This window comes from Elusimicrobiota bacterium (genome assembly GCA_041658405.1).
Lineage (GTDB): Bacteria > Elusimicrobiota > UBA5214 > JBBAAG01 > JBBAAG01 > JBBAAG01.
In genome coordinates, this window is the sequence record JBBAAG010000017.1 from 1 (window position 1) to 12504 (window position 12504).

Here is a 12504-nt window from a genome sequence, read left to right on the forward strand (position 1 = left end):
TTACGCGATAGAAGCAATGCTGAACCCGTATACGACATATTACTGGAAAGTATACGCCTATGATACGACGGGGGGTACAACAACGAGTACACAGACAGACTGGCAGTTTGTTGTATCAAGCAATACAACCCCCGGAAGTTTTAATATGTTATATTCCAGTGGGACTGTACATACGCGCCTACCATATTTTGGGTGGGACCAGTCATTAGAAACCGATCCAGGGGATTATGTAAGGTATGAATTAAAATATAGTACAAATGCTGAGTTCGGAACATACGTATCATCCGCAGGGTTGAACACACAAACTTATAACGTAACATCAAAACTAATGTGTTATTCAACATATTACTGGACGGTAAATGCGTATGATAAATATAGAGATACAACAACGGCAATACAAAACGTGTGGTACATGTTTATTGACAGCAATACAGTACCGGTAAGTTTTAATATAAACCATTCTTCTGCGGTAATAACAACGCATTTCCCGACATTATCATGGTACACAACAACCGATCCTGACGGGGATAATATAGAATACGAAATACATAATAGTACATACCAGGATTTCAGTGTTTATACTACCACTCGCGGGATTGTTACAACACAGTATACATTCAGTAACGGCTTGGCTCCGTACGCAACACACTACTGGCGGATAGTAGCGTACGATATCTATGGCGGGTCAGTAACAAGCGCGCAAACCGGGTTGTTTTATATCACTACAAATACTGTCCCCACAGATTTTATTGTGATCCCGACAAGCAGCAGTGTGGATACCCGTACCCCAACGTTTGACTGGCATGCAAGTACTGATACCGACGGGGATACTGTCTATTACGAGATTCGGGTAAGTACTTCACAGGATATGTCGGCCTACGTTTCGAGTTCCGGGTTAACAACCACAGGGTTTACATTACCGCCTGGATTACCGCCGTATACTACGTATTATTGGGAAGTATTGGCTTACGACAATTATGACGGGTCAAGCACTGTTTCTGATTTATACAGTTTCTACATTGCTACGAACGCTGCGCCGGTAAGTTTTGATATTGTTGCAACAACCAGCAGTGTGGCCAGCACTACAACCGTGACATTTGACTGGCAGCAGACAACTGATCCTGACCAGGACACAGTGTATTATACCGTGATATATAGTACCACCCCGGGATTTGAGGTGTGCGATACCAGCAGCAATATTACATCAACTGAACTTAACCTGCAGGATACCTTAACCCCGCAGGTTACGTATTACTGGAAAGTAATTGCGTACGATACTTACGGAGGGACGGTTACAAGCCAGCAGACAGGGTCGGTGTTTATCAATGTCACGGTATCGCCTCCGGTACCGTTATACAATTTTTACGGGATTGCAGCCTCAACCACAATCATAAATTGGTACTGGGAAGATAGTTATGATAACGAGAACGGATATATATTATTCTCAGTCACCGGTGACACAATCGCGTATATTTCATCAAATACAACGTGGTATACAGAAACCAACCTTAGTTCAAATACCGCGTATTCCAGGTATATGCTTGTATATAACCTCATTGGTTTAAGTACAGGATATTTTGTAAGAACAGTATATACTCAAACATTACCGATAACAGAGTTGAGCATATCAACTCGGTCTGCACATACAGTAAACATTGAGATTCCGCAGTATTCGTCGGGTACGGTTTATGCAATTATGCAGTCAACAGATAATGTTAATTGGACAGTAACCTCAGGAACAGTTACAGTTAAAGATTATGCTGTTGAGCAATTACTTTCTGATACGACATACTATTTCAGGGTTTATACATATACACAGGATTTAGTGCTGGTAGATACCGGTACGGCGGTTACCATAAAAACAAGTAAGGTTGATAACGAAATATTTAATCCAGTTTCAACTTCAAAACTAATTGTTATGCAGTATGACACTCAGAGCATTATTAAAGAAATCAGGGTGTATATACCCCAAAATGCCGTTACCACTGAAGTTTATGTTGATGTTAACCCTACTCCTCTGATAACACCAAAAAAAGTTGGGAAACAGCAGATTGAAGAAGCTAATACCAAACTCTCCGGTAAGGATAATGTTAAGGTGTTTGATACAGGTATCACCGAGCTTAATATGTATCGTACTAACGGTACCAGGATTACTTCCGGGTTCGCTCAAAATATTGGTGTGAGTATTGTATATAATGACAACAATAATGACGGTAAGATTGACGGTGTATTTCCGCCGGTGTACGAAGAAACGCTGCGGATATACCGTCTTGACGAGTATTTCAATGAATGGGTGCTTATTGGTGGAGTTGTTGATAAAGAAAATAATACTATACAGGTTGAACTAAACCAGTTCTCTGTTTATGCTATGTTCGGAAAACTTATCTCTGCTGATAATCTTAATTCCCTAAAAGTATATCCTAACCCGTACAAACCGTATAGTAACGATAAGTACTCACGGGTAAACGGTATTGTGTTTGAAGGATTAACAAATAACTCTAAGATACGGATCTATAACATTCTTGGTGAACTTGTATTTGAAGCCAGTGAAACCAACGGTGATAATGTGTATGAATGGAATACAAAAGATATATCCGGCAACGAGGCAGTATCAGGAGTATATCTATACGTTGTTACAAACAACAATGACAGCAGTACTGTGATGAAAGGTAAGCTTAGTATTATTAAATAAACTAATGATAAAAAATATGAACAGATACTTAGTATGCATACTATGGTTGGTACTTGCATCCCGGCAGGCGTTCGCTGCTACGGCTGACAGCGGGCTGCAGTTTTTACGGATGAACATCAGCGCACGTGGAGTGGCGTTAGGCGGTGCATTGTCATGCGTTGAGGACGATATATTCGGGTATTATTATAACCCTGCGGGGAGATATTCAGTTAAACGTCCTGAGATAGGCGTATCCGACAACATTTGGTTTGAAAATATTAACTACCAAAACTATGCGTATTCGCAATGCCCTAAATTCGGAGTTCTCACTGCCGGGGTTAACCTGTTATCACTTGGTACGATACAGAAATATGATAATACCGGAGCATTGATTAATGAAACCTATTCCCCAATGGACTTATCAGTAATAATGTCGTATTCAAATATATTAAAGAAAACGCCATACGGTATATCCGTTAAATATTTGTATTCAACAATAGATACAGTTTCAGCGTCCGGACTGGCGTTTGATTTTGGTGTTATGCAGTTGGTAAATGATAATTTACAGATAGCCGTGGCATTACAAAATATTGGGCCGTCAATGACGTATATAACAAAAACCGTTCCATTACCGGTAAACCTAAAAATTGGCGGGAGATATAATTATTATATAAGCAAATACAAATCTATGCTGGTCGCGGAGTTTAATGTACCGAACAACAGTAACTACGAGTTTAGTATCGGTAATGAAAGCAGGTTTGAGTTCAATAATATAGGTTTCATGCCGAGAATAGGATTAAAAATTGACCCGCAGATAACGGACTTTATAGGGTCATTCAGGATAGGAGCCGGGGTGTCGTATAAACAATACACTATTGACTACTCATGGGTACCTTACGGGGTATTGGGGATGTCTCATATTGTTACGTTTAAGATGAAGTTAGGAAAGCAGGATAGCGATAGTGATGGTGTTGAAGATACACTTGATAAATGCCCTGATACACCGGATAAAGTTAAAGTAACCAAAGACGGGTGCCCGGTGGATAGCGATAAGGACGGTGTACCGGACTACCGTGATATATGCACTAACACGCCACCGGGTACTACAGTAGATGAAAAAGGATGTCCTATCGGCAGGATGGTTCCGTCAATAACATTATCAACAGAACCGCCAAAAATCGCGGTTACTGTGATACCCAAAAAGGATACACGAAAAACGTATGTGCTTCAAGTTAACACAACTACGGCAGTTAGTACACAAAAACACGGGGTGGAAATTAATGTGAGCACCTCACCTGTTACTGCGGATGAAACCAATAAGGTAATGTTTACTGTATTAGATGCGAAAGGCCTGCCCCTAAGCGAGGTAACAATACGAATAGCTTCTGGGGGTGTAGATGTTTATAAATTGATAACTGACAAAAACGGTGTTTTAATTATAGATAATTTTGTTACAGGCAAATATTGGGTTAAAGCATGGAAACAGGGGTATATCGCAGAAGAAAAGAATGTTGAGATAAACAACTTGCCATCCAAAATAGTGTTTAATCTTCGTGTAAGAACTTAAAAATGTAAAACATGGTAAAGGATTATTTGTATTATGCCAAACAAAAAAACTAATGTATTACTGATAACCAGTGACCAGCAGCACTGGAATACCATAGGACGGTTTAATAAAGAAATCAGGACGCCTAATCTTGATAAGTTAGCAATTGAAGGAACTGTGTTTACGCGCGCGTACTGCACAAACCCTACATGCACGCCATGCCGTGCATCGATTATTACAGGTAAATACCCCAGCCAGCACGGAGCATGGTCATTAGGGACAAAATTACCTGAAACTGAACATACTGTTGGTGAAGATTTTAGTAATGCGGGTTACCGCACAGCGCTTATAGGTAAAGCTCATTTTCAGCCGCTGGGAAGTACAAAAGAATTTCCGTCACTGGAATCTATCCCTACTCTTCATGATTTTAAGTTCTGGAAAAAGTTTCACGGGCCGTTCTACGGGTTTGAACACGTAGACCTTGCACGTAACCATACTGACGAGTATCTTGTTGGACAACACTACGCGTTATGGATGGAAGAAAACGGGTTAAATAACTGGCGCGACTTTTTTTCACCGCCAACAGGGACAAAACCGCGGGAACAAACGCATAAATGGTTACTTCCGGAAAAGTATCATTACAATAAATGGATTGCGGACCGCACAAATGTTTTGCTTGAACAATACGCGAAACAAAAAGATAATTTTTTCTTGTGGTCAAGTTTTTTTGACCCTCACCCGCCATACCTGGTACCCGAACCATGGGATACTATGTATGACCCGGATAAACTCTCAATCCCATCGATAAAACCGGGTGAACACAAAAATAATCCGCCTCATTTCGGGTTAACCCAGGAAAAAGAACCGGACTTCACTCCGTGGAAAGAAAGCGGGTACGCATTACACGGTTTCCATACACACTTAAGAAATCTTCACTCGCTACCGAAAGATATCGCAGTGTATTACGGGATGATAAGTTTGATGGATAAATATATCGGCAGGATTTTGGATAAACTTAACACACTTGGCCTTGCGGAAAACACGTTAGTAGTATTTTCTACGGACCACGGGCATTTATTTGGACAGCACGGGCTAAAAGCTAAAGGCGCGTTCCATTATGAAGACATGATTAAAATACCGTTTATTGTGCGGTACCCGGGTAAAGTCCCGGCGAACCGGCAGTCAGATTCTTTACAATCACTCGTAGATCTAGCGCCCACATTTTTGAGTATGACGGGTATCCCGGTACCCAGGACTATGGCGGGAATTGACCAGGCTGATGTATGGTTTGGGAAGAAGCATACCGCAAGGGATAGTGTTATAATAGAAAACCGCCATGAACCAACTACTGTTAACCTCAGGACATTTGTTAATGACCGGTATAAAATCACGGTTTACTATAACAAACCCTATGGCGAACTGTTCGACCTAAAAACAGATCCTTGCGAATTAAACAACTTATGGAACAACAAAAAATATCAATACTTAAAATCTAAATTATTACTCCGGTTTCTGCATACGGAAATGGGCAAGGAACCATTGTGGATGCCTAGGATTGCTCATGCATGATAAGTTGTGAGTTTGCATCCAAATTTGACTCAGTCTAGCATCGAATTTTGACCCATGGGCATTTATAATTATAGCGTCGGATGGTTCAAATATAGGCCTAGGCATTGTTGTATGTTAATAGTGGGTCAAAATGGCGGGTTAATTTGCACCCCCTGTGATGGTACTCTTACATCAATAGTATATAGGTACCTAACTTGAGGTCACTAACGCTGAGAAATTGGGTAGAGTTGTAACATTTAAGTGCATTGATGGCTCTAATAAGTAAGCTTGATAGGAGACACCTGTTGTGGAAGATAGTTATGTGCTATTATTGGCCAATGATATGAGAAGGTTAGATAACCCAAAAGGAAGCACTGTTTTGCAACAACCCGTATTTATGGAAGCAGATACTGAACTAGTAAAATCACTCAAGAATGGCAACCAACCCGCTTTTGAGGAACTTATACACAAGTATAAAGATCGTATATATAGGATAGTGTTCACTTTTATTCAAGACAAAACTGAAGCAGATGACGTTACACAAGAAGTGTTTCTTAAAGTATACCGTAAAATCAATACGTTCAAGGAACAATCCTCGTTCTTCACCTGGCTCTACAGCGTAACTATTAACGAATGCCAACACAGCATGCGGAAAACAAAACGGGAATTCATTTCCTTAGACGCTCCTTTGTCAAGTGAAAACGCTGCCACGCTTGTCGATATACTAAAGAGCGAGGAACAAAACCCAGACACGATGTTGATAAATGAAGAACAAATTGCGCTGCTACACAAAATGATTAATCTTTTGCCAACCAAATACAGGACTGTTTACATTTTAAAAACTGTTGACGGCCTGTCCTATAAAGAAATTTCGGAAATACTTGGTATCTCTATGGAGAAAGTAAAAATCTGGCTTTTCAGGGCGCGTGAAAAACTTGACGATAAAATGCGCCCTTTTTATGAAGAATTTAGTTACGGAGGGAAATAACTGTGAACTGTAAAAAGATGGCGGTACTATTATCAGCCTATATTGACGGCGAGTTATCTCCGGTAGAAAAGAAACAATTAGAATCGCATATACGCGGTTGCACGGTATGCAGCGCAAAATACGAACGCTTAAAATTGACCGACAACTTATTTACCACAAATAAGTCCGTATCAACATCACCGTTTTTTGAAACCCGGCTATTAGAACGGTTACCGAAGGATGCTCCCGTAGCTAATTCCATATTAGACCTGTTCATTTTTCCAAAAGAATTGTTATTTGTATTTACGACATTGTTACTCGTCGTTTCCACTGTTACGTTTAAAAGTTATTTTTCGGATACCGCTAATGGTTATAACGAACTACAGGAGTACTTTATAGCGAGTATCTCAGATTCAGCAGCCGCTGATTTGTTAAATAAAAAATATATTGAACCTGATGATATAATAAAATACATTATGAACAGTGAATCCAGTAAGGAGATAAAAAAATGAAAAAGGCGTTGTTTGCAATTTCTGTATTAATCATAATCTATCTGCTCGGTGTGATGTCCGGTTTCCTGTCAATAAAGCATTTTTCTAGTAACCGCCGGTTTGGGCCTCCAATGCCCGACGGACGGATGGGGAAGTCGCCGGAACAGCACATGGTGGACATGTTTTCAAAAAAATTAAGTTTGACTGAGGCTCAGAAAAAGCAAATCGTTCAAATCCTAATATCCAACAAAGGCGTAGTTGATAAATACCGTGACGAATTTTATGATAAAATGACAAAAACAATGAATACCGTGAATATAAGTATAAGAACAATATTGAACGAAGAACAAAAAATATCATTTGATAAGATGCTAAAGGAAGCGCCGAAACAGCCTGAATTCAGGGGTCCCGTACCCCAGCGGGACAGAGATATACGCTAAAACATTTTTTACTGTAACATTTTCTCATTCATTTGGTTCTAATAACCATGAACCTAATAAATTGGATGGGAGGCCGGTAAGAAATGAAGTATGAGTTGTGGAAAACAATAAGTTTATTAACATTGCTTTTTTTAATATTCACAATCTATACTTTCCCAAGCTATTCTGAAACCAAAATGGTTTTGGAGGACTGTATTAATACTGCATTAAAAAATAATGCGGTATTAAGTGCACTTGCTTATGATAAAGAATTAAAAAATGTTCAATTAAAATCAACAGTTTACATAGTTTATCCACAGGTAAATCTTAACCTGAATTATTTGCAAATGATAGGCTATAGTTTTGTCCAAAATACAGGAGGAGATTCTTCAGGGTACGATACGGGTTTAAAGATAACTCAAACATTGTTCAGCAGTGGGAAGAATACGGCAACCATAAAAAAAGCGCAGAACAATTACAAACTTGCGGAGTTACAGTATATCCAACAACAAAATACTTTGATCCTGAACATAAAGAAGCTGTATTTTCAACTTCTACAAAACAATGCGCTGCTTATTACCAGGGAAACTGAACTCAAACGCAGGAAAGAAAACTGTGCTATTGTTTCGCTATTATACCAGATAGGAAATGAGAAAAAAACAAATCTGGACCAAGCAGAATATTACACAAAAAAATCCGAGTATGACTTGCTTGCGGCTAAGAATAATGTTGAAATGTCATTGCTGCAATTGAAAAAAGAAATGGGGAAAGGGCAAGGTGAAATGATAATTGTTGATGAACAATATACCGGTGACGAAATCAAGCTGGAAGCAGATAAAGCCATAGAGGTAGCTCTTAAAAACCGGCCGGATATTAAACAAAAAGAAGTGAGTATTGAAATCAATAAGTTGGATAGGATAGTAGCTCAAAGCGAGTACCTCCCGGCAGTTTCAGCGTCGGCTGGGTACAATCTTGCCGGCAAAACCCTTACACCAACCACCTCCGATGCCAACACAGTGCTCTCAATATCGTTTCCAATCTCTGCCGGATTTCCATTATATTTAAAACTGAAAGAAAACGATATTACACTTAACTCGCTTCTTTTGGAACAAAAGAGTTTGTTAGAAACTATAACGATCGAAGTTAAAGCCGCATATTTTAAAACTGTGCTTGCAAAATCACGGTTCGCGCTTGCCGAAGCAAACATTGATGTTGCCGAAGAACGCGCGATACTCGCCGGTATCGAGTATAAACAGGGAAATATTTCGTTTCTCGAATTTGAAGATATTGAAGACAACCTTAACACCGCAGAACTTGAATTAATAGAAGCCCGGTTTAACTACGAGCTAGCAAAAGCCGATCTACTTAATGCAATGGGGATTAGGAACGGGATAAGGAGCTGATTATGAAAAAGTATCTTATATTAATCATTTCAGTATTGTTACTGATAACCGCTACGGTATTCTTGTACATAAGAAATAATAAACCCAATAGTAAAGATAACAGCTATACAGTTGTTGAAGTACAAAAAAAGGAAATCACGTCAGAGGTGTCAGTCACTGGAGTGCTTGAACCTAGAATAAAGATTACGCTTACTTCTTCCAAAAAAGGGCAGGTAGAAGAAATTTATGTGGATGAAGGGTCTATAGTAAGAGCAGGACAAACACTGGCAATGGTCAGCAGCGATGACCGCATCAACCTTCTCACCACAGCAAAGAAGAATTTGGAAATCGCGCAAGCAAGCAATAATACCACAGATGTTAAAAAAGCGCAGAACGAATTGCGTATCGCAGAAGCTGCATACCAAAAAATACCTATCATCTCTCCTATCGCCGGGTTGGTAACCTTGAGAAATGTAGAGCCGGGCCAGAAAGTTGAAACTAACACAACAATCTTGGAAGTATCCGACGAACTTGTGGCAAAGGTTTTAATGGATGAAACCGATATTGGCAAAATTAAGGAAGGGATGAAAGCAAAAATTGTTGTCGACGCGTACCCGGACGACGAAGTTGAGGGAAAAATCATAAAAATTGCGTACACCGCTACAGTAGAGTCCAATGTCACTGCATACGAAGTGTTGATCAAACTTACATCCAAAGCGCTAAATCTTTTGAAGTCGGGGATGAGCGTAGACGTAAATGTTGTTACCTACGTCAAAAAAAATGCGATACAACTCCCAGCCGCCGCTGTTCGTACTTCAAACAATAGTAAATATGTCTTTCTCCTCAATCAGGATGGTAAATCCTATTCTAAAGAAGTTACAACTGGAGTCGAAGATGAGGAAGGTATAGAAATATTATCTGGAATTGAAAAAGGTGATCGCGTAGCTATAATAACCCAAGACAAAACTAACAGCAGTACTTCCGTAACAAGTAAAAAAACCGATAAACAAAAAGAGGTTGAAGGCCCGCCGCCGATGATGATGGGAGGCAGGCCGAGATGATACAAGTATCGGACTTACACAAATCTTACCAGATGGGTAAATACCGGGTAAACGCGTTACGCGGAGTTTCCCTTGAAATCCAAAGAGGTGAATTTATTGCGATTATGGGCGCGTCCGGCAGCGGGAAGTCTACCCTGATGCACATTCTGGGATGTTTGGATAAACCCGATTCAGGCCAATACCTTTTTAACGGCGTGGAAGTCAATAACATGAACGACGATCGGTTAGCGTATTTACGCAATAAATATATTGGTTTTATATTTCAAAACTTTAGTTTACTCAGCCGGACTACGGCGTTGAGTAATGTCGAGTTACCGATGATATACGGCAATGTTTCCGGCAGAAAAGCTATCGCCCAAAACGCGCTTGATGCTGTAGGGCTTACCGGCCGTATAAACCATAAACCAAACGAGTTATCCGGAGGGCAACAACAAAGAGTAGCGATTGCGCGCGCGTTGGCAAATAACCCGCAAATCCTTTTTGCCGACGAACCTACAGGCAATCTGGATACTCAGTCTGGGAAAGAAATTATGGAGATAATCCGGCAGTTGAACGAAAAAGGCATTACCACAGTTCTTGTTACCCACGATCCCAAAATTTCTGAATACGCAAAAAGGATTATTACAATAAACGACGGGATAATTGTAAATGACGAGAAGAAGAAAGATTATTTATCAACACTAACGGTTAATCAAAACATTGCAAATACGCCAAACGGAAACAATGATAGTTTATTCAACATGTTCGAAATGTTTGACAGCATCAAAATGTCAGTAAACGGGTTGTTAGCTAATAAACTTAGAAGTATACTCGCAATGCTTGGCGTTATTATTGGCGTATCTGCGGTAATAGCTATGGTCTCAATTGGTCAAGGAGCAAAGAAGGATATCACTAAGAGGATAGAAAATATGGGTTCCAATTTATTGACAATAATGTCCGCGAGGTCCAACGCACCGGGGAGCCATGCCGCATCAGCCATTGGAAGTAGCGCTGGGTTGAAACTGGAAGACGTAGCGTATGTAAAAAATACGGTTAAGACCGTAAACAAAATTGCGCCTACCTGTAATGGTAACGCACAAGCGATATTCGGTAACAAAAACACAAATACGCGTATCTGTGGAACATATCCGGAATATCTGGATATACGCAATTTCAAGATTAAAGCCGGGAAATGTTTTACAGAAAAAGAGGTTAAGTCACGGTTGAAAGTAGCCGTCTTAGGAAACAGCGTGATTGAAGAGTTGTTTGATGAAAATACTGATCCTATAGGAAAAACCATAAAAATCAATAATTTACGGTTCAAGATTATCGGTACTCTTCAGGAGAAAGGTTCGGGTGGTCCAATGGGTGACGAAGACGACCAAATAATTATTCCGTTGACGACCGCGCAGAAGCGCCTTTTTGGTAAAGAGTCCCTTAGCGATATCAATATACAGGTTATTAACAAAGATTCGATGGATCAAGCGAACCAGGAAATAACAGCAGTTTTACGAAAACGACATAAGCTTCGTGATAACGACGAAGATGATTTCAGAATCCGTTCTCAAGCCGAGATACTCGAGATGGTAAGTTCTACATCAAAAACGTTTAGTTTGTTGCTCGGTGGGATTGCGTCAGTCTCACTTTTAGTAGGCGGTATCGGAATAATGAACATAATGCTGGTGTCGGTCACAGAGAGAACACGCGAGATCGGTGTGAGAAAAGCTGTTGGTGCAAAATACCGCGATATTTTGTCACAGTTTTTGGTTGAAGCAGTGGTCATCTGTGTTATCGGTGGGTTAATCGGTGTTTTCCTCGGCATAATTGTTTCGCTGGGGATTGGGGCGCTTGGCAAATGGCCCACATCGGTTTCAGCGGTTTCGATAATAATTTCGTTTTGTTTTGCGTTTATCATAGGCGTCATCTTCGGCCTGTATCCGGCGATGAACGCTGCAAAGTTGAACCCTATCGACGCGTTGAGGTATGAGTGATTTTGCCCAACTTTTACGAGAAAAGAAGCGGGGAGGTGGTAACTATATTTTAAGTTGGTTGCTTGGGAAGAGTGTAAGGTAGATTATTTTTAATAAATGGAGGAACCAGGTATGCTTATAGTATTGCCAATAGTTATTACAGTGCTTTTAGTGTTTTTAGGATACGTTGCGATGTGGAGCGCGAACCGAGACAATGTCCCAAAACATATTTCACAGTTTGGTAATGTCATGTCAATAATTCTTTTTGTTACCGCTGCGTTAGTGCTTATTTTCAGTTTAGTAATGAAACCCGGTACAATGCCGTGTATGGGCCAAAGTATGGGGTTCAACAACCCTCCTAATATGGAAGGTAAAATGAGCCCGCCAAGGCCTGGATATCTGGAAAACAAGTGGAAAGTACCGCCGGCGAAGGAACAAGGTAATTTTGAAAACCCTCAGAAATAGTTTTT

10 protein-coding genes are annotated in these 12504 nt (G+C 40.2%); all 10 read left to right on the plus strand.

Annotated features, from left to right (window positions below; all coding sequences use genetic code 11):
• Nucleotides 1–2692: T9SS type A sorting domain-containing protein (locus WC955_04745; protein MFA5858354.1), on the plus strand; the 2692-nt coding region annotated here is incomplete at its 5' end.
• Nucleotides 2693–2708: 16 nt separating this feature from the next.
• A complete protein-coding gene (locus tag WC955_04750) occupies nt 2709–4238 on the plus strand; it encodes a PorV/PorQ family protein (protein MFA5858355.1) in 1530 nt (509 codons plus the stop codon).
• 33 nt (nt 4239–4271) lie between these two features.
• Entirely contained in the window at nt 4272–5786 is a 1515-nt protein-coding gene (locus WC955_04755) for a sulfatase-like hydrolase/transferase (protein MFA5858356.1), read from the plus strand.
• Nucleotides 5787–6072: 286 nt separating this feature from the next.
• Entirely contained in the window at nt 6073–6753 is a 681-nt protein-coding gene (locus WC955_04760; GenBank protein ID MFA5858357.1) for a sigma-70 family RNA polymerase sigma factor, read from the plus strand.
• Nucleotides 6754–6755: 2 nt separating this feature from the next.
• Entirely contained in the window at nt 6756–7244 is a 489-nt protein-coding gene (locus WC955_04765) for a zf-HC2 domain-containing protein (GenBank protein ID MFA5858358.1), read from the plus strand.
• Nucleotides 7241–7663: a hypothetical protein gene (locus WC955_04770; protein ID MFA5858359.1), complete on the plus strand. Its 423-nt coding sequence runs from the start codon at nt 7241–7243 to the stop codon at nt 7661–7663. Before WC955_04765 ends, WC955_04770 begins: the two co-directional genes overlap by 4 nt.
• 83 nt (nt 7664–7746) lie before the next feature.
• The gene (locus WC955_04775) at nt 7747–9045 is read left to right on the plus strand and encodes a TolC family protein (protein MFA5858360.1); all 1299 of its coding nucleotides are present in this window, start codon (nt 7747–7749) and stop codon (nt 9043–9045) included.
• 2 nt (nt 9046–9047) lie between these two features.
• Nucleotides 9048–10085, plus strand: a complete 1038-nt coding sequence (locus WC955_04780) for an efflux RND transporter periplasmic adaptor subunit (protein ID MFA5858361.1) — start codon at nt 9048–9050, stop codon at nt 10083–10085.
• Entirely contained in the window at nt 10082–12055 is a 1974-nt protein-coding gene (locus WC955_04785) for an ABC transporter permease (GenBank protein ID MFA5858362.1), read from the plus strand. The genes WC955_04780 and WC955_04785 overlap by 4 nt, the downstream gene beginning before the upstream one ends.
• 111 nt (nt 12056–12166) lie before the next feature.
• Nucleotides 12167–12499 carry a hypothetical protein gene (locus WC955_04790; GenBank protein MFA5858363.1) on the plus strand — a complete coding sequence of 111 codons (333 nt, stop codon included), beginning with the start codon at nt 12167–12169 and terminating at the stop codon, nt 12497–12499.
• Nucleotides 12500–12504: the final 5 nt, after the last annotated feature.